Origin of the sequence: Glaciimonas sp. PCH181 (genome assembly GCF_003056055.1) — a bacterium.
GTDB lineage: Bacteria > Pseudomonadota > Gammaproteobacteria > Burkholderiales > Burkholderiaceae_D > Glaciimonas.
Genome location: NZ_PYFP01000006.1, coordinates 214,510 through 232,984 on the forward strand (window position 1 = coordinate 214,510; position 18,475 = coordinate 232,984).

The following is an 18,475-nucleotide window of genomic DNA, read 5'->3' on the forward strand; positions in this document are numbered from 1 at the left end:
TACCACTCTTACCTTAACTTCAACGTTGATAATCCAAACAGCACGAGAATCATCGTAATGATCCAGAAACGCACGACGACTTGCGTTTCTTTCCAGCCTTTTTGCTCATAATGATGATGCAGCGGCGCCATTAGCAATACCCGGCGCCCTACGCCGAAACGCTTCTTGGTGTATTTAAAGTAGATCACTTGCAGCATCACGGATAAGGTTTCGACTACAAAAATTCCGCCCATGATGAACAGCAATATTTCCTGCCGCACAATCACGGCGATCGTGCCAAGTGCGCCACCCAAAGCCAACGCGCCAACATCGCCCATGAAGACTTGTGCGGGATAGGCGTTGTACCAGAGGAAAGCCAATCCGGCCCCGGCCATCGCGCCGCAGAAAATCAACAACTCACCAGCACCCGGAATATGCGGAATCAGCAAATATCTGGCGAAAGTAAAGTTACCGGTCAAATAAGCAAATAATCCCAATGCAGCGCCGACCAGCACGGTTGGCATAATCGCCAAACCATCCAGGCCGTCGGTCAGATTGACCGCATTGCTAGTACCGACAATCACGAAATAGGTCAGCGCCATAAAACCCCAGACACCTAACGGATAGCTGACGGTCTTAAAAAATGGCACGATCAAATCGGCTTTCGGCGGCAAATCCATGCTGAAGCCAGATTTAATCCAGGCGACAAACAAATCCCAGACCTGCATATTGGTTGCGCCAGAGACTGAAAATGCCAGATAGATTGCTGCCACTATGCCGATCAGCGATTGCCAGAAATACTTCTCACGCGAGCGCATGCCATTCGGATCTCTGAAAACCACTTTCCGATAATCATCGACCCAGCCAATCGTGCCAAAGCCTAATGTCACCAGCAATACGATCCAGACAAAACGATTGCTAAGATCACTCCACAACAATGTCGAAATACCAATTGCAATCAGAATCAACACGCCACCCATTGTGGGAGTGCCGGTTTTGATTAAATGTGTTTGCGGGCCATCAGTGCGAACCGCTTGTCCGACTTTAAGACGCGCCAGCATGCGGATTACCGCAGGACCAGCGATCAGGCCAATAGCTAAAGACGTCAGCGTGGCGAAAACCGCCCGAAACGTCAGGAAATTAAAAACGCGCAGAAAACTATGATCCTGCTGAAAATTTTGCGCTAGCCAAAGCAGCATTAGTGCGACTCCTGTGATGATGGTGATGATGTTGACAAATTCCCTACCGCGGCACCGCTCACCAGATGCAAAACCACGCGCTCCATTTTCATGAAACGAGAGCCTTTTACCAATACCGTCATGGACGGCGTCATATGTGAATCAACCGCAGCAATGAGCGCCGTGATGTCATTAAAGTGTTGTGCTGAGGCGCCAAAAGCTTGACTGGCATCGATTGCCAGCGCGCCAAATGTCAAGAAATGGGTAATCCCCTGCTGCCGTGCATAAGCGCCGATTTCTTGATGAAACTTCGGGCCATCGTTGCCGACTTCGCCCATGTCACCCAACACCAATAATCGCGGAGCGGCGGATTGGGCCAGTACGTCTATTGCTGCGCGTACCGAATCCGGATTGGCATTGTAGGTATCGTCGATCACTAACGCGCCTGCATAGCCAGCGCGTTGCGCCAGTTTGCGTTGCAAGCGGCCATTCACCGGCGCAAAGGATGTCAGGCCGCGCTGAATGGCATCGACCTCAATGCCAATTGCCAACGCGCAGGCAATTGCCGCCAGCGCATTGCGCACATTGTGTTCGCCAGCAGCCTCAAGCCGCACAGCGAAAATTTGCTTAGGCGTAGTAACTTGCATGTCACTGCCAAACGCGGTTGGCTGATAAGTACAGCGTACATCCGCGTCATCGGATAAGCCAAACGTCAGGCAAGCACCTTTATTCTCAGCATAGCCGCGCCACAGCGCGGTATAAGGATCGTCCGCAGGAAATACGGCGATTCCGTTATCCGATAATGCTTCGATGACGCTGCCATTTTCTATCGCAACAGCCTCAACGCTGGCCATAAATTCCTGATGTTCGCGTTGCGCGTTATTTACCAGTGCAACGGTCGGCGCGGCAATGGCTGCCAGCACGGCGATTTCACCAGGATGATTCATGCCGAGCTCAATCACTGCGGCCTGATGATTCGCATCCAGTCGTTGCAGTGTGAGCGGTACGCCGATCTCGTTATTCAGATTGCCGCGTGTCGACAGATAACCGTCTGCACCAAACGCCGCGGCCAGAATAGCGGCGATCATTTCCTTCACCGTAGTTTTGCCATTGCTGCCGGTAACGGCGATCAATGGCACAGAAAATTGTTGACGCCAGCCATTGGCAATTGCACCCAGCGCGTTACGCGTATCGGCAACGACCAATGCTGGCACGGACGTATTTGTCGGCGCATGTTCCACCACCAACGCGCCAGCGCCTTGGTCTGAAACCTGATCGAGAAAGTCGTGTGCATCGAAGCGCTCGCCGCGTAGCGCGACAAACAGATTACCCGGCGCGACCGCACGGCTATCGGTTGTCAAGCCTTTGATGACGACAGCATTTGCATCGCTCACATTGACAAGCGTGGCCTGTTGATGCCCCGCTTCTAGCCAGGATTGCAAATCTTTTAGTGAGGCCTTAATCATGCTGGGCCGCCTTTCATCGTGGCGCGCGATGCCAGCGCCAATGCGGCATGGTCGGCATCCAGAAATGGCATTTTTTTGCCTTTTATTTCTTGATAAGATTCGTGACCTTTTCCGGCCAGCAACACGACATCGGCTTTACCGGCCTTGCGTACCGCCCGCAAAATGGCTGCGGCGCGGTCTTCTTGCGTTTGTGCGTTTGCGGCTAATGTCATCCCGCCTAGAATCTGCTCGATAATGACAATCGGGTCTTCGCCACGCGGATTATCGCTGGTCAAAATCACGTGATCCGCCAGCTCCGCAATGGCACCCATTTGCGGCCGCTTGCCCGGATCGCGATCGCCGCCACATCCAAAGACACACCACAACTCGCCGCCGCGTTGCTGCGCGACCTGACGTAGCGTCAATAATGTTTTTTCCAGTGCATCCGGGGTATGCGCGTAATCGATCACGATTAATGGCGCATCATGCCCACCGAATTGCTCCATGCGTCCCGGCACTGCCGTCAGACGCTCTAATGCATGGACCGCCGTATCCCAGGCAACTTCTTTAGCAAGCAAAACGCCCAGAATACCCAGCACGTTACTGACGTTAAATTGCCCGACTAAGTGAGTTTTTATCTGACCGCTGCCAAATGATGAGTCGACGTGAAAGACAGTCCCGCTAGCACTGGTACGCACTGCGGTCGCGTGCAATATTGGAAACTCACCACCCAACCCCTTCGCGCTCTCAACCGCCGCATCCGTCAGCGCGTAACCGATAATTGCCGTCGATTGGCCATTTTGTTGCAGATGACTCACCAGACGTAAGCCCATTGGATCGTCAAGATTCAGCACTGCATGCTGCAAACCCGGCCAGTCAAATAAAGCGCGTTTGGCGGCTTCATAAGTCGCCATATCGCCGTGATAATCAAGATGGTCGCGGGTCAGATTGGTAAACAAGGCGATATCGACATGCATGCCATTCAGACGACCTTGGTCGAGTCCGATGGAAGATGCCTCAATCGCCAACGCTTGCACGCCTGCCTGCTGCAACTTCACTAACTCGTTCTGAAGCAGCACGGCATCTGGCGTGGTGTAGCCAGTAACATCAAACTCAACTTGCTGACGCGGCACAAAAATACCGACGCCCAGCGTGCCGATGACCCCAGCCGTTTGCCCCAATTGCGCAAATGCGTGCCCCAGCCATTGACTGCATGAGGTCTTGCCGTTGGTGCCGGTGATCGCGATGATACTCATATCGCGGTCGGGGTAATGATAAAACTTGTTCGCTATCGGGCCAGCGATTTCTTTCAGCCCCTTGACCGGCAGATGCGGCACAGTTTGCGGCAGCTTTGAAAGATTTTCGGCTGAAGTCCAGCTGAATTGCTTGGCTTCGTAGACCACTGCGGCAGCACCATTTTCCAATGCCTGCGCTATATAGTCACGGCCATCGGTTTCGTCACCGGGATAGGCGAAAAATACATCGCCAGCCTTAACTTTGCGCGAGTCTGAGACCAGACCGAAAGTCGGCCTGGTCACCGTTGCAAGTCCTTGCAACCATGTCTGGATATGCGTCAGCTCAGAAACCTTGGCAATCATCAGAAGCTCTCCTTCGGGCCATCGGCAGGGATGATGATGTCGGTAATATTTGAGTCAGGCGGCACATTTAACGTGCGCAAAGCATTTGCCACGACATTCGCAAAAACAGGCGCGGCGGAGTCTCCGCCATAGCGGTAAGCCATACTAGGTTCATCAATCATCACGGCAACGATCAAACGCGGATCGGAAGCTGGAGCGAAACCGACAAAGTCGGCGATATATTTTCTGACGTACTTACCATTTTCAATCTTGTAAGCCGTACCGGTTTTACCGCCCACGCGATAACCGGGTACCTGTGCTTTAGGCGCAGTCCCGCCGGGTGCAGTCACTCGTTCCAGCATGGCGCGCATGGTTAAGGCGGTTTTTTCAGAAACGACGCGCTGACCGACCGGTGGCTCGGTCACTTTCTGAAATGACAACGGGATCAGGTCGCCGTTACGGGCAAATATTGTATAGGCGTGGGCCATCTGGATCAGTGAAACGGATATTCCGTGGCCATAACTCATCGTAGCTTGCTCAATTGGGCGCCATGATTTGAACGGGCGCACACGACCGGCGACTGCGCCGGGGAAGCCAAACTTTGGTTGCTGACCGAGACCAACCGTGGTGAACATCTCCCACATTTCTTCAGCAGGCATTTGCAGCGCAATTTTGGCGGTGCCGAGATTAGACGATTTCTGGATAATCTGGGCGACACTCATCGTGATCAATCCATGTGGATGCGAATCGCCGATGGTCGCGGTGCCGATCGTCATTTTGTCTGGAATCTGAAAGGTCGTAGAGGGCTGAATGCGGTTAGTGTCCAGTGCCAAAGCGACAGTAAAAGGCTTCAAAGTCGAGCCGGGCTCAAAAGTATCCGTCATCACGCGGTTACGCAATTGTGCGCCGGTGAGGATCGAGCGATCATTTGGGTTATAACTAGGCAGATTCGCCAACGCCAGTACTTCACCACTTTTGGCGTCGACCACAACAATAGCGCCCGCCTTAGCGTTGCTCTTTTCGACCATCTCTTTGAGTTGGGTAAAAGCAATGTACTGAATCTTGCTATCAATCGACAGCGCCAGATCACGGCCATCATGCGGCTCTTTGACGGCTTCGATGTCTTCGACAATGCGACCTAAACGATCTTTAATAACGCGACGGCTTCCGGTAGTTCCCGCCAGCGACTTTTGCTGTGACAATTCCATGCCATCCTGACCTGCATCTTCAATATTCGTAAAACCAACGACGTGCGCGGCGACTTCGCCCTCTGGATAGAAGCGCTTGTATTCAGGCCGCGTTTCAATACCGGCAATACCCAGTTTGATGATTTGATCCGATGCGTCTTTTTCAACTTGTCGCTTCAGATAGACAAAACTGCGATCGGAATCAAGTTTTTTTGTCAACTCGGCATCGGTCATATCCAGCAACTTAGCCAGCGCCTGCAACTTTTCTTTCGGCGCATCCTGCACGTCTTCAGGAATCGCCCAGACGGCTTTGACCGGCACCGATGATGCCAATACCTGACCGTTACGGTCTGTAATTTTACCCCGCGTTGCAGGCAATTCCAACGTCCGGGCATAGCGCGAAGCGCCCTGCTTTTGGAGAAAATCGGTAGACACTCCCTGAAGCCACAATGCTCTTACTACCAACGCCAAAAAAGCAGCGAACAACAAAAATAATACTGTGCGCGAGCGCCACGCAGGAAGCTTGACCTTCAACACCGGACTGGCGGAAAAAGGCACACCTTTGGAGGCAGCGGTACGTGGCGGGTTACGTGTCATTTGGCACCCATCGTCAGATATTGGGTGCGTTGCGGCGTCAGCGGTACCATATTCAGGTCACGCCGCGCACTGGCTTCAATTCTTGCGTTTTTACCAAGCGTCGATTGATCGAGTTGCAATTGCGACCACTCGATATCCAGTTGCCGCCACTGACTTTGGGCGCGGCCTAACTCAATGAATAATTGACGCGCCTGATATTGCGAGTTCACTAGCGCCAACGCGCATAGAACCAATATCACCGTCAAAACAGCATTGATACGCCCGATCATGGCCGATCTCCGGATGTCACATCAATCAGCGGGCTGCCAGCAAGACGCTCGCCGACGCGCATGATGGCCGAGCGTGCGCGCGGATTAGCGGCAACTTCAGCATCGGAAGGTTTAATCCGCGAGACCAGCTTTAACTGCGGTTGCGGTAAATCGACTGCACGAATGGGCAGGCGACGATCAGGCTGCGGTAACTTGGCTTTAGAGGCCATGTACTGTTTGACGATCCGATCTTCCAGTGAATGAAAGCTGATCACGACCAATCTCCCCTGCAGAGACATCTGTTCAAACGCCTGATCCAAGACTATTTTGAGTTCTTCAAGCTCTTTATTGATGAAAATGCGTATAGCTTGAAATGTGCGAGTGGCCGGGTCTTTGCCTTTCTCGCGGGTTTTGACAGCGTTTGCCACGATCGCGGCAAGCTGTCGTGTGGTTGAAATTGGCTGGACTGCCCGGCCAGCAACAATCGCCTTTGCAATCTGAACAGCAAACCGTTCTTCCCCATAATCGCGTACTACCTTTCCAATTAATTGTTCATCGGCTGTTGCCAGCCACGCCGCTGCGGACATTCCACGCGTCGTATCCATGCGCATATCTAACGGTCCATCTGCGCGAAAACTAAAACCCCGGCTGGCATCATCGACTTGCGGCGATGAAATCCCCAAATCCAGCAACACGCCGTCGACCTGCGCAATATTGCGTTCGCGCAAGGCCTCTGCCATCGTCGCAAAACTATCGTGAACGATTTCAAAACGCGGATCGACGATCGTATTTGCGGTCGCAATCGCTTGCGGATCCTTATCAAATGCAATCAGGCGACCACGCGGTCCCAGACTAGCTAAAATTTTTCGGCTATGACCACCGCGGCCAAACGTGCCGTCGACATAAATCCCGTCTGCACGCTCGCCGATAATATTCAATGCATCTACAGCTTCATCCAGCAACACCGTGCGGTGCTGGAATTCGGGCACCGATTGTTCAGTCATCTTGGCGCCGTCAGAAGGAAAAATTACTTAATACATCGGGCATGCCAGCAGCAACTGCTTGCGACTCGCTTTCAGCCAACTTGGCTGCGTCCCAAATCTCGAAATGGCTACCCATTCCCAACAACATCACTTCGCGTGATAAGCCAACGGCCACGCGTAATTCCGGAGCGATCAAAATCCGCCCGGCAGAATCGAGTTCAACATCAGAAGCATTTCCAAGAAAAATACGCTGCCACGCGCGCGCGGACATAGGCCAGGCCGCGATTTGCTCGCGATGGCTTTCCCATGTCGGACGGGGGAACAACAGCAGACAGCCGTGCGGATGTTTAGTGAGGGTCAGGCGACCTTCACACTGAATGGTCAGCGCGTCACGATGCTTGGATGGCACAGACATCCGTCCTTTTGCATCGAGATTTAATGCTGAGGCACCCTGAAACACCGCAGACTCCTATTGAATTATGTGAAAGTTAAGGAAAAATGTTTTTGTGATAATGGCAAAATGCCCCACAAAAAAACACTTTTTCACACTGACACCCACTTTAGAGGATGCATTATCCGCGGTCAAGCCATTCGTCCATATGAATTGCAAATTTTTGTGTAAAGTCAATGACTTAGCGCGTTTTTGTCAACTAAGTATCGAATTGGTCAAATCTCAAAATCTGTGATAAATGAAGGACTTACCAAAGACTATAAAAGCGACATGTGAGCTATACACATGTGTTTTATGTCGATTAGACATCGAAAAATAGTAGGTTTATTCCAGAAGAGAATTCGAATTTAACAACAGAAGAGAGGGATGCTTAAGAGGAGTGGCGGAGATTATGGCGGTTATCGCGATATTAACGCCGGACTTGGTTTACAACTTAGCCAATTAAACGACCACCCTTAACGCGTAAGCCTTTTTTCGCAAGCGCGGGCGCTAACGCTGCCAGCGCCGCTAACGCCTCGCCGCTATGCGCATGACAAATTGCCACAGCGAGAGCATCAGCGGCATCGGTGCCGGGCAAACCTGGCAAAGACAACAACCGCTGGACCATATCCTGGACTTGTTGCTTTTGCGCTTTGCCGTGCCCTGCTACTGCTTGCTTGATCTGCAACGCAGTATATTCAGCTACCGGTAAATCGGCACTGACCAGCGCGCAAATAGCCGCACCTCGGGCTTGACCTAGCAATAGCGTGGATTGGGGATTTACATTGACGAAAACAATTTCGATTGCTGAGCAATCCGGCGTATAGGTCCGCACCACTTCCGAAACGCTGCTCAAAATAACCTTCAGGCGTTGCGGCAAATCGGCGTCGGGCGTTTTGATTGTACCGGAGGCAACATAGGTCAGTTTATGGCCTTGCTTGTCAATTACGCCAAAGCCTGTCGTGCGCAGACCGGGATCGATACCGAGGATTCTCATAGCGTATTAATGATCTCGGCGTAGTGGTCGCTGGCGGATAAGTGCCCCATCGCAACCAGCCCAAACCGTCGTACACCTGCTATGCGACGACCATCGAAGTTTTTGAGTAAACAAGAAGAAGCGATAGCCGTCTGCTGCATATTTGTTGTTTTTTGCTTAGTGACGGAAATGACGTGCGCCAGTCAACAGCATGACCACGCCATGCTCGTCAGCTGCATCGATAACTTCTTGATCGCGCATTGAGCCACCCGGCTGAATAACGCAAGATGCGCCAGCATCGACCACAACATCCAGACCATCGCGGAACGGGAAGAATGCGTCGGAAGCCACCGCCGAACCGACCAGCGATAAGCCAGCATTTTTCGCTTTGATCGAGGCGATACGTGCTGAGTCGACACGGCTCATTTGACCGGCACCAACGCCTAATGTCATGCCATTGCCACAGAAAACGATTGCGTTTGACTTGACGAACTTAGCGACGCGCCAGGCGAACATCAGGTCTTGCAGTTGTTGTGGAGTAGGTTGTTTTTTGCTGGCTACCGTGATTTCAGCCAATAAGACGTTTTTAGCATCCGGTGCCTGCACCAGCAAACCGCCGCCAACGCGTTTGAAGTCGTGCGCATTGCGGCCATTGCCGAGCGCTATTTCCAACAAGCGAACATTTTGTTTGCCAGCGAAAATTTGCTTAGCTTGCTCAGTGAACGATGGCGCAATGACTACTTCGACGAATTGTTTGGCAATGGCTTCAGCAGCATTGCCGTCGATCTCGTGATTGAAGGCGATAATGCCGCCGAAAGCCGACGTAGGATCGGTTTGGAACGCTTTGCTATAGGCCTCTAAGACCGTCGGCGCAACAGCAACGCCGCAAGGATTCGCATGCTTGACGATGACGCAGGCAGTCTCGTCGAAAGTTTTTACGCATTCCCAAGCAGCATCTGCATCGGCAATGTTGTTGTAGGACAGTTCTTTACCTTGCAATTGGCGATAATTCGCCAGTGCGCCGTCTATCGTATTCAGGTCGCGATAAAAAGCGGCCGATTGATGCGGGTTTTCACCGTAACGCATTTCTTGTACTTTTTCGAAATGCAGATTCAGCGTAGTCGGATAAGCGCTACGGGTTACGTGTTGCTTATCTTCGCCCAGCGAAGTGAAATAATTAGTGATCGCGCCATCGTATTGCGCGGTATGCGCAAAAACTTTCTTCGCTAAAGCAAATTTAGTTTCGTAAGCCGCTTCGCCCTGATTCGCTTTCAGCTCAGCCAGCACTTTGGCGTAGTCGGACGGATCGCACAGTACGATCACATCTTTATGATTTTTAGCCGACGAGCGCAGCATCGCAGGGCCGCCAATATCGATGTTCTCAATCGCATCTTCCAACGAGCATTGCTGCTTGGCGATCGTTTCCTGGAAGGGATACAGATTGACTACGACCATGTCGATCAGGGGAATCTGATGCTGCGCCAATGCGCTCATGTGTTCAGGAAAATCCCGACGCGCCAGAATTCCGCCATGCACTTTCGGGTGCAATGTCTTGACACGCCCATCCAACATTTCCGGAAAACCAGTGTAGTCAGCGACTTCGGTCACATGAATACCGTTGTCGGCGAGAAGTTTGGCGGTGCCGCCGGTCGACAAAATATTCACACCCAGCGCGACCAGCTCGCGGGAAAATTCGAGAATACCGGTCTTATCGGAGACGGAAATGAGGGCTTGTTTAATCATGGTGGGAAACTCGGAAAAGATGCATTACTAATGACAATGAACAATCAACTGGCGTGATAGCTAACAGACGTGTGGAACGCGTTGCTGCGTCATCAATAGCGCGCTGTCAGACAATTAAGGGGCAGTTAAAGGGGCAGATACGGATGTAATTAAAACCCACTAAGCGATCGGCCCGACACACCTTTTGTATTGTTCGTTCGAGGTTAAATTACAATAAACCGTGTTGCTGCAATTTCTTGCGTAATGTGTTGCGATTAATTCCCAGCATCTCAGCTGCATGTGACTGATTGCCTTCGGCACGCGCAATGACGGCTTCCAGCACCGGCTTTTCAACCGTGGAAATCACCATGTCATAGACATTTGAGGGCGGCTGCTCGCCTAAATCCTTGAAATACTTTTCAAGGCTTTTCTTGACTACATCCTGGATACTTTCTTTGCTCATTCTTTACTTTGCTATTTTTTTAATTTGAGATTGTTTATCTGACCAAAGCACGTATTCCGGTGCGAGCCGTTCTACGCCCCAGCTTGCCCTAATCGATATTTTCTACTGCAATTCATCATGTTTTTTCACGCGCTTTTAGTTCGCCTGTTATACACATGACAATCTTTAACTTAAGCTGCCAACTGCGCAACGACCCCGTATTGTAACCGTTCGCCATGCGCAAACTGCATTTCAAAAAAGCTATTTACCGCGGCGAGTTGCTGGTCGCAATCTTCTAGCAGATTCATACGCTGCCGAAATTCTTCGCCACCCGGCAGATCGCGGACGTACCAACCGATGTGTTTACGGGCGGTTCGTACGCCTAAATAGGTGCCGTAAAAATGGTAATGCGCACGCAAATGTTCTGCCATTAACTGTTGTACTTCGGAGACTAACGGCGCAGGCAAATACGTACCGGTTCGTAAAAAATGTTCGATTTCACGAAATATCCATGGACGCCCTTGCGCAGCGCGACCAACCATGATGGCGTCGGCTTTCGTCATCTCCAGCACTTTGCGCGCCTTTTGAGGCGTCGTAATATCGCCGTTCGCGACTACTGGAATCGACACCGCCGCCTTGACCGCCGTGATGGTGTCATATTCCGCATCCCCACGATAAGCATCAGCCCGGGTACGACCATGCAGTGTCAACATAGCAATACCACTGGCTTCTGCCAGACGGGCGATATTCAATGCATTTTTGTTCAGACGATCCCATCCGGTGCGGAATTTCAATGTCACTGGCACGTCCACGGCGGCCACTACCGCCTCCAGAATCCGGGCGACCAGTTTTTCGTCTTGCAACAGAGCCGAACCACACCAGCTATTGCAGACCTTTTTTACCGGGCATCCCATGTTGATATCGATAATTTGGGCGCCATGGTCAACGTTGAATTTCGCACACTCCGCCAACATGGTTGGATCAGCGCCCGCGATCTGAACGGCCCGCGGTGCCATCTCGCCATCATGGTTGATGCGTCGCGCAGTTTTTTCAGTTTTCCACAACCGGGGGTTAGAGGCGGCCATTTCAGATACAGCGTAACCGGCCCCCAGCTCTTTACAAAGCTGGCGAAAAGGACGGTCTGTGACACCAGCCATCGGTGCCACAAAGACATTGTTACGGAGTAAATAAGGGCCAATATTCACGGCAATATGGAAAACACAGAAAGGGGGTTTAATCGGAAAAACCACGTATTTTATCGCGAATCAGAAACGCCAAGAAAAATGCCCCGTTGGCGACCGGTTTAATACCGCATTTAATTCATCTCATTCGGGCTACGCTGACCACCAGATAAATCATTGAGAGCCTTTGCCGATGTGCGCCAGCGCGCCACATCTTTATAGGCAGGACTGTCGTAGACCACCGTCGGCGCAATCGAATTGCGCATATTCTGGCTGACGTAATGTAGCAACTCGTCCAAACCATTGCCATCAACCCCGTAAGTTGCGGCGCCAATCGAAAATCCAATCCGAATCGACCAATCATCGGCAATCACGGGCGATTGCTTAAAATGTCCGAGAAATGATTTCATCAAATCTTCTGCGAGATCGGCATCGGCACCCGGCAATACATACAAGAATTCCGTGCTGCTCCAGCGCCCGCCTTTATCCTGCGGTCGTAATTGCGCACAAGTTGCGCGGGCAAACGCTGCCAGCATGTTATCGGCGGCAACCCAGCCGTACAAAGCGCTCAACTTGCCGAAATCTTGCAAGCAACAATAAATGATCGATAACGGTGACGCTGGATCAATCTTTTGCGCCGCGGCAGCGCTAAGTTCAAATTCACGCGCAATCCGCTCTCGATTCAAACATCCGGTCAAATGATCGACCCGTGCCTGCTGCCGCAATAACTGCGCCAAATGCGACTGCTTCCAGACTACTTCACATACATGGCCGAAAGCCTGAAACGTCGCCAGACCGGTTTCTTTAAAGTAGGCCGCGTCATCGGCATAAAATACTGCCATACCATACACCGATGCATTTTCTACACACAACGGAATCGCCAGCGCATTGGTGACAGAACATTGCTGCTGCGTGTTTTTCCAAGGGCTAAATAATGCGTGAAATTCGTGTTCCTGCGACTCTTGCCAATCGACTATCTGCGTATAAGGCGCGATAAAATCGAAACTATCTCTTGGCAAAAGCCATGCCGCAGCCTCAGGCAGTGCGGCACCCAAGACGACATTGGGCAAGATATCGCCGCTGACATTCTCGTTGTCATCATGGCCTTCCGCAGGGAAAAATCCGACCCACACCAGACGCAATTCGGGCGTTGTTGAAAGCATAAGTTCACATGCGCGTTGCAAACTCTGGCGATCCCCGTTCCCTTCCGATAGTTCGCGTAATAACCGCTGTAATTGCTGCAATTGCGGGAATAAAGGCGCGGTCATAATCGACTCTGAAAGTCCGCCATTAACCACAGAAATCACGGGAGGCGCATCGAAAACCGCGCTCTCGGTCACTGCTGCAACATCCATCGATTCCACAGAGGATGGTTGCGCGCGAAATGAAGGGAAAGGAAATTTCATGCAAGCTCCGCGCGATCCGAATTGGTCGCTCTCGAAGCAGACTAGCACAAACAGTTACACTTTATAGCGGTGTTTTTTCAACTAGACTTATACACTTATTTCATAGCAATCGCAGGAAATCGGGACCACACATCCATAGCGTCATGCGGCACCGAAAACTGTTGCATTTAACGATCTACTTCATCCAGAGAAATTGCGTTTAGATGACTGACGTCAGCCCACTCGATCAATCTTAATTGCGTGCCATTCCAGGTAAAACGATTAATGCTGGCATTAAAAATATCGAAATCCCGGGCCTGTCGCAGATCGATATTTTCAGCATGACGATAAAAGCAATCCAGCACACCGCCGTGACTAACAATTGCCACTCGACGATGCCTGGTGTTGCGCACTATCCGTTGCAGCGCGCCAATTGCACGCGCCGAAAATTCGCTAAGCGTCTCGGCCACGTTGACACCAGCTGGATAGCGGACATCGAGATCGCGATTATTCAACGCGGCAAAATCAAGGGGGAAACGTTCTGCAATTTCGGGACGACGCATGCCTTCCATCACACCGAAACAACGCTCCCGCAAATCAGAGTCAATTTGCAGCGTTAATCCATTTGCCATCGTTAGCGGTTCAGCAGTTTGCCTGGCACGCAGCAAATCGCTGGAAAATACGGCATCCAGAGCGACTTCAGACAACCCTGCCCGCAAAGCCTGCGCCTGAAGAAAACCTTCCGCATTCAATGGAATATCAAGATGTCCTTGCAGACGTTTTTCTTTATTCCAATCAGTTTCACCATGACGAATCAAAAAAATTTCTGTGGTCTGCATTAAAGTCGATTAAAGTTTTACTGTTGGAAAGAAATTTTTGCAGGCAATAACGATCAAGGTCGACATCCGATGAAGTCATTATCAAAGAACAATCGACAACCGCCGTCAAATCGCATCAAGGCTGCAAGTTAAGGCTGAAACAATACCGGATTTAACGTATATGTTCCCGTAATCGCAGCTTGCCCGACTATATGGTCTTGCAATACTGCCAATGCTTGCTGGCCGTTAAATTTGCCATCAATCGGCAAGCGGGCAACGTCCAACGCATATAACGTAAACACGTAATGGTGCAGGATCGCATCATTCCAAGGCGGACAAGGGCCATCAAAGCCAAAGTAATCTCCCGACATATCCGGGTCTGCGGCGAACCAACCAGTGTAATCGTTCAAGCCGTGGCGCGCGCCTGCAATCGGGCTGTTACTAATCGCTGGACCGGACTTTCCCCGTGGCGTCACACCAGCGCTGAATGTCGCTGCGGTGATAGCGCCATCGTGCGGCGGCAGATCGACTAAAACCCAGTGAAAGAAGTCAACACGTGGCAAATTCGCCGAAACTGTTTTCCCCTCCTGATTGACGTCATCACCGCGTGATGGCACATCCGGGTCGTGGCAAATCAGCGCCAGCGACTGGGTGCCAGCAGGCAAATCGCTCCAGCCGAAGTGCGGATTATGATTAGTCGATAAGGCAACATGGGTAATGGGATCGATGACGCCGAAAGCAAACTCCCCCGGAATTACCGCCCAATCTTTGAAAGATTCACTCCAGAATTTCATGCTTTTCTCCTGTCAGGATTGATCAGAATGCTGGCTAAATGATAGGTGATTCAAGCTTTCGCCGCTGCCGATGGCTTAATTTGCAGCCAAAATGTGACGGGGCCATCGTTGGTCAGCGTTACTTTCATGTCAGCACCAAATTGCCCGGTAGCGACCAACGGATGTTTGGCCGCAGCCTGCGCGACAAAGTAATCAAACAAACGACGCCCGTCTTCCGGCGATGCGGCTGGCGTAAAAGAAGGACGTGTGCCGCTGCAAGTATCAGCCGCCAGCGTGAATTGCGGCACTAGCAGCAATCCGCCCACGACATCGGTAACGCTGCGATTCATCTTACCCGCATCATCTGAAAATACGCGGTAACCGAGCAATTTCGTTAGCAATGCATCTGCCTGTTTTTCGGTATCACCGCGCTCGGCGCACACCAACACCATTAAACCGGTATTAATCGCGCCGATGGTCACTGCATCGACCACCACGCTGGCCTGCGTCACGCGCTGGATTAGCCCGATCAATTTACGATACCCACATTAAAGCTTGCATATCAGGACAACGTCACGCGGGCAAACTTGCGCTTGCCGACTTGCACCACCAACGTTCCGGCTTCGACTTTCAAGGCTTTATCGCTGATGACGGTGCCGTCAATCCGCACGCCGCCCTGCTCTACCATGCGTAACGCTTCTGAGCTGGACGGGCAAAGATTGGCTTGTTTCAGCAGTTGTCCAATTCCCAGCGGCGCACCGCTTAAACTGACTTCCGGGATATCGTCGGGAATCCCGCCTTTGGCGCGATTATTAAAATCGGCTAGCGCCTCTTCCGCAGCTTGCTGATTGTGAAAACGCGTGACAATCTCTTGCGCCAGCGCCACTTTGATATCACGCGGATTTTGACCATCGGCAACCTGCTTTTTATACGTAGCAATATCAGCCAGTGATTTGAACGATAGCAATTCAAAATAACGCCACATCATGACGTCGGAAATACTCATGATCTTGGCAAACATAGTGTTGCCGGGTTCGGTAATACCGATGTAATTACCCTTAGACTTCGACATTTTATCGACGCCATCCAAGCCCTCTAACAGCGGCATGGTAAGGATACATTGCGGTTCCTGACCGTAGTCTTTTTGCAGCTCGCGTCCGACTAGCAAATTGAATTTTTGGTCGGTGCCGCCCAACTCCAGATCAGATTCCAGTGCGACCGAATCGTAACCCTGCATCAGTGGATACAACAATTCGTGCACCGAAATGGGCGTTCCGGCTTTATAACGTTTCGTAAAATCTTCCCGCTCAAGTATCCGCGCGACCGTATATTTGGCCGACAACTGAATCATGCCACGCGCGCCAAGCTTGTCCGACCACTCAGAGTTGTATCGAATTTCAGTGCGCTCAGGGTCAAGCACCAGACTGGCCTGGGCAAAATACGTTTTGGCGTTTTCTTCGATCTGCTCGCGCGTTAGCGGCGGACGCGTGATATTCCGGCCCGACGGATCACCGATCATGGAAGTGAAATCACCGATCAGGAAAATGACGTTGTGGCCCAGATCTTGCAGCTGCCGCATCTTGTTCAGAACGACGGTGTGACCAAGGTGTAAATCCGGTGCCGTTGGGTCAAGTCCAAGTTTGATCCGCAAAGGCTTGCCGGTTTGCTCGGAGCGCTGCAATTTACGGGCGAAATCTGCTTCAATCAATAATTCATCGACGCCGCGCTTGGTGATTGCCAATGCTTCCTGCACCTTATCGGAGAGGATCAATGGCTTGTTTGCAGCGTTGTCGGCAGGTGATGACGCAACCGGCAGATTCGGCGCACTACTTTGGGGAGGTAAAGACATAGTTTATTTCTAGCGCATCGCGGAATAGGTTCTAAAAGTCACTGCATTTACCCCGATTGCGCGGTAAGCGAAATACGAAGCAAAACATGTAAGACACATTTCTAAGTGATCTATTTAACACTTTAAAAATCGGTATTTGGAGATCTGATACAATACTCGATTCCCTGAAACCCTGCCTTAGTGTCAAACACCAAAACAATAGCATCGAGAATCGGTACAAACGGCAAATTTTAACGTATAGCACCATGTCCTTTAAAGATAAATTCATGAACATTCGTCCCAGCGTCAAGCTGTTGACTGGTTCATCGCGTAAAACCCGTATTGTGTCAGCCTCTGCTTTGTTTCTCATTGTTTGCGCCTTTGGTGCAGCAGGGGTAGCACCAATCACACCAGACACATCTGACCTTCGCGTCAGGGCTATCGCAGAAGAATTAATGCTGCCAAGTCTACATCAGCAAATAGCCACACTCGAAGCACAAGATCATTTGTACGTCGCAGAAGACAAAATGCGCTCTGGCGATACACTTGCCGCGTTGATGACGCGCTTGGGAATAAGCGACAACGAAGCCGCCAATTTCATCAAATCCGACGTGACTGCGCGTGCGATGCTGCGCCTCAAACCCGGCAGCGTCGTGCAAGCGCAAACCGATGCTGAAGGCGATTTGCAGTGGCTGCGCGCGACCCGTCTTGATGGCCGCGATGCCCCTAAGAATCTGGTAGTAACCCGCCATGGCGACAAATTTAGCGCTGCAGAAGAAACCTCGGCCTTAGAAACTCGGATTGAAATGCACTCGGGCATCATTCGCTCATCGCTATTTGCAGCGACCGACGATGCAGAAATTCCAGATACCGTATCGGCGCAAATCATCGAGATGTTCGGCACCAATATTAATTTTTCATCCGACTTGAAACGCGGCGATCGCTTCAATGTCGCCTATGAAACTTTTTGGCAGAACGGACAATTTGTTCGCGCCGGACGCATACTAGCCGGTGAGTTCGTGAATGCAGGAAAAACCTTTCAGGCAGTCTGGTTTGACGATCCAAAAAGCGTGCAGGGCGGCGGATATTACGGCTTTGACGGCTCGTCAATGAAACAAGCATTTTTGAAGTCGCCATTGGCGTTTACGCGAATTTCCTCCGGTTTCTCGATGCGTACCCATCCAATTCTGGGTAACTGGAAAATGCATAGTGGCGTCGATTTTGCTGCCGCAACCGGCACCCCTATCCATGCTGCCAGCGATGGCGTAGTAGATTTTGTGGGCGTACAGAATGGCTACGGTAACGTGGTCATCATCAAACATGCCGGTAACATCTCAACCGTCTATGCCCACATGAGCCGCTTTGCGCCGGGTTTCCGCCGGGGCAGCAAGGTTAGCCAAAGCGATGTTATCGGCTTCGTCGGCATGACGGGCTGGGCTACCGGACCACACTTACATTATGAATATCGCGTGGCCGATAAACCAGTCGATCCTATGTCAGTCGTGGTACCAACGATGCAAGCGCTCACGGGCCCACGGCTGCAGCGCTTCCGCACTGTAGCCAACGATATGTCCCATCGCTTTGCCTTGCTACAACCCGATACGACTACTGCACTCAATAAAACTGCACAGACTACAGCGAAGACATCTCGCAGCTGAAGCAATATTCACCCCTTAAGGGCAGCAAAAAACCCGTTGATGGATCAGGCCTTGTAGAATTAGGCGAT

Annotated in this window: 17 protein-coding genes; 1 reads left to right on the forward strand and 16 read right to left on the reverse strand. The window is 51.4% G+C overall.

The features are described from left to right. Positions 1 to 8: 8 nt before the first annotated feature. From mraY to tyrS, 16 genes are all read right to left on the reverse strand, one after another. A complete protein-coding gene (mraY, locus tag C7W93_RS24075) occupies positions 9 to 1,178 on the reverse strand; it encodes a phospho-N-acetylmuramoyl-pentapeptide-transferase (protein WP_108442869.1) in 1,170 nt (389 codons plus the stop codon). Continuing rightward, positions 1,178 to 2,623: a UDP-N-acetylmuramoyl-tripeptide--D-alanyl-D-alanine ligase gene (gene murF, locus C7W93_RS24080; RefSeq protein WP_108442870.1), complete on the reverse strand. Its 1,446-nt coding sequence runs from the start codon at positions 2,621 to 2,623 to the stop codon at positions 1,178 to 1,180. Before murF ends, mraY begins: the two co-directional genes overlap by 1 nt. Further along, entirely contained in the window at positions 2,620 to 4,200 is a 1,581-nt protein-coding gene (locus C7W93_RS24085; RefSeq protein WP_108442871.1) for a UDP-N-acetylmuramoyl-L-alanyl-D-glutamate--2,6-diaminopimelate ligase, read from the reverse strand. The genes murF and C7W93_RS24085 overlap by 4 nt, the downstream gene beginning before the upstream one ends. Beyond that, positions 4,200 to 5,963: a penicillin-binding protein 2 gene (locus C7W93_RS24090; protein ID WP_108442872.1), complete on the reverse strand. Its 1,764-nt coding sequence runs from the start codon at positions 5,961 to 5,963 to the stop codon at positions 4,200 to 4,202. The genes C7W93_RS24085 and C7W93_RS24090 overlap by 1 nt, the downstream gene beginning before the upstream one ends. Continuing rightward, positions 5,960 to 6,232, reverse strand: coding sequence for a cell division protein FtsL (gene ftsL / locus C7W93_RS24095; RefSeq protein ID WP_108442873.1), 273 nt, complete (start codon positions 6,230 to 6,232; stop codon positions 5,960 to 5,962). The genes C7W93_RS24090 and ftsL overlap by 4 nt, the downstream gene beginning before the upstream one ends. Next, positions 6,229 to 7,215: a 16S rRNA (cytosine(1402)-N(4))-methyltransferase RsmH gene (gene rsmH / locus C7W93_RS24100; protein ID WP_108442874.1), complete on the reverse strand. Its 987-nt coding sequence runs from the start codon at positions 7,213 to 7,215 to the stop codon at positions 6,229 to 6,231. The genes ftsL and rsmH overlap by 4 nt, the downstream gene beginning before the upstream one ends. Positions 7,216 to 7,225: 10 nt before the next feature. Further along, the gene (gene mraZ / locus C7W93_RS24105; RefSeq protein ID WP_108442875.1) at positions 7,226 to 7,654 is read right to left on the reverse strand and encodes a division/cell wall cluster transcriptional repressor MraZ; all 429 of its coding nucleotides are present in this window, start codon (positions 7,652 to 7,654) and stop codon (positions 7,226 to 7,228) included. A 424-nt stretch (positions 7,655 to 8,078) separates the two neighbouring features. Then, entirely contained in the window at positions 8,079 to 8,621 is a 543-nt protein-coding gene (ruvC, locus tag C7W93_RS24110; RefSeq protein WP_108442876.1) for a crossover junction endodeoxyribonuclease RuvC, read from the reverse strand. 156 nt (positions 8,622 to 8,777) lie between these two features. Then, positions 8,778 to 10,343: a bifunctional phosphoribosylaminoimidazolecarboxamide formyltransferase/IMP cyclohydrolase gene (purH, locus tag C7W93_RS24115; protein WP_108442877.1), complete on the reverse strand. Its 1,566-nt coding sequence runs from the start codon at positions 10,341 to 10,343 to the stop codon at positions 8,778 to 8,780. Between the two features lie 208 nt (positions 10,344 to 10,551). Then, positions 10,552 to 10,785: a Fis family transcriptional regulator gene (locus tag C7W93_RS24120; RefSeq protein ID WP_108442878.1), complete on the reverse strand. Its 234-nt coding sequence runs from the start codon at positions 10,783 to 10,785 to the stop codon at positions 10,552 to 10,554. Between the two features lie 170 nt (positions 10,786 to 10,955). Next, positions 10,956 to 11,969: a tRNA dihydrouridine synthase DusB gene (gene dusB / locus C7W93_RS24125; protein ID WP_108442929.1), complete on the reverse strand. Its 1,014-nt coding sequence runs from the start codon at positions 11,967 to 11,969 to the stop codon at positions 10,956 to 10,958. Positions 11,970 to 12,079: 110 nt separating this feature from the next. Then, a complete protein-coding gene (locus C7W93_RS24130) occupies positions 12,080 to 13,351 on the reverse strand; it encodes a GGDEF domain-containing protein (RefSeq protein WP_108442879.1) in 1,272 nt (423 codons plus the stop codon). Between the two features lie 167 nt (positions 13,352 to 13,518). After that, the gene (locus C7W93_RS24135; RefSeq protein WP_108442880.1) at positions 13,519 to 14,169 is read right to left on the reverse strand and encodes a histidine phosphatase family protein; all 651 of its coding nucleotides are present in this window, start codon (positions 14,167 to 14,169) and stop codon (positions 13,519 to 13,521) included. Between the two features lie 128 nt (positions 14,170 to 14,297). Next, positions 14,298 to 14,942 carry a YbhB/YbcL family Raf kinase inhibitor-like protein gene (locus C7W93_RS24140; RefSeq protein ID WP_108442881.1) on the reverse strand — a complete coding sequence of 215 codons (645 nt, stop codon included), beginning with the start codon at positions 14,940 to 14,942 and terminating at the stop codon, positions 14,298 to 14,300. 50 nt (positions 14,943 to 14,992) lie between these two features. After that, complete coding sequence (gene dtd / locus C7W93_RS24145; RefSeq protein ID WP_108442882.1) at positions 14,993 to 15,454, reverse strand: D-aminoacyl-tRNA deacylase; 462 nt, start codon at positions 15,452 to 15,454, stop codon at positions 14,993 to 14,995. Between the two features lie 29 nt (positions 15,455 to 15,483). After that, complete coding sequence (tyrS, locus tag C7W93_RS24150; RefSeq protein WP_108442883.1) at positions 15,484 to 16,770, reverse strand: tyrosine--tRNA ligase; 1,287 nt, start codon at positions 16,768 to 16,770, stop codon at positions 15,484 to 15,486. A gap of 266 nt (positions 16,771 to 17,036) precedes the next feature. On the opposite strand from tyrS, the gene C7W93_RS24155 reads away from it, so the two are divergent. Then, positions 17,037 to 18,407 carry a M23 family metallopeptidase gene (locus C7W93_RS24155; RefSeq protein ID WP_225870024.1) on the forward strand — a complete coding sequence of 457 codons (1,371 nt, stop codon included), beginning with the start codon at positions 17,037 to 17,039 and terminating at the stop codon, positions 18,405 to 18,407. Positions 18,408 to 18,475 lie beyond the last annotated feature (68 nt).

What these genes read in the sequence shown, in the direction of transcription:
- C7W93_RS24135 (WP_108442880.1), bottom strand. Translation starts at nt 14,169, where the DNA reads ATGCAGACCACAGAAATTTTTTTGATTCGTCATGGTGAAACTGATTGG.
- C7W93_RS24130 (WP_108442879.1), bottom strand. Translation starts at nt 13,351, where the DNA reads ATGAAATTTCCTTTCCCTTCATTTCGCGCGCAACCATCCTCTGTGGAA.
- C7W93_RS24140 (WP_108442881.1), bottom strand. Translation starts at nt 14,942, where the DNA reads ATGAAATTCTGGAGTGAATCTTTCAAAGATTGGGCGGTAATTCCGGGG.
- C7W93_RS24120 (WP_108442878.1), bottom strand. Translation starts at nt 10,785, where the DNA reads ATGAGCAAAGAAAGTATCCAGGATGTAGTCAAGAAAAGCCTTGAAAAG.
- C7W93_RS24090 (WP_108442872.1), bottom strand. Translation starts at nt 5,963, where the DNA reads ATGACACGTAACCCGCCACGTACCGCTGCCTCCAAAGGTGTGCCTTTT.
- ftsL (WP_108442873.1), bottom strand. Translation starts at nt 6,232, where the DNA reads ATGATCGGGCGTATCAATGCTGTTTTGACGGTGATATTGGTTCTATGC.
- murF (WP_108442870.1), bottom strand. Translation starts at nt 2,623, where the DNA reads ATGATTAAGGCCTCACTAAAAGATTTGCAATCCTGGCTAGAAGCGGGG.
- C7W93_RS24155 (WP_225870024.1), top strand. Translation starts at nt 17,037, where the DNA reads ATGAACATTCGTCCCAGCGTCAAGCTGTTGACTGGTTCATCGCGTAAA.
- C7W93_RS24085 (WP_108442871.1), bottom strand. Translation starts at nt 4,200, where the DNA reads ATGATTGCCAAGGTTTCTGAGCTGACGCATATCCAGACATGGTTGCAA.
- rsmH (WP_108442874.1), bottom strand. Translation starts at nt 7,215, where the DNA reads ATGACTGAACAATCGGTGCCCGAATTCCAGCACCGCACGGTGTTGCTG.
- ruvC (WP_108442876.1), bottom strand. Translation starts at nt 8,621, where the DNA reads ATGAGAATCCTCGGTATCGATCCCGGTCTGCGCACGACAGGCTTTGGC.
- mraY (WP_108442869.1), bottom strand. Translation starts at nt 1,178, where the DNA reads ATGCTGCTTTGGCTAGCGCAAAATTTTCAGCAGGATCATAGTTTTCTG.
- tyrS (WP_108442883.1), bottom strand. Translation starts at nt 16,770, where the DNA reads ATGTCTTTACCTCCCCAAAGTAGTGCGCCGAATCTGCCGGTTGCGTCA.
- purH (WP_108442877.1), bottom strand. Translation starts at nt 10,343, where the DNA reads ATGATTAAACAAGCCCTCATTTCCGTCTCCGATAAGACCGGTATTCTC.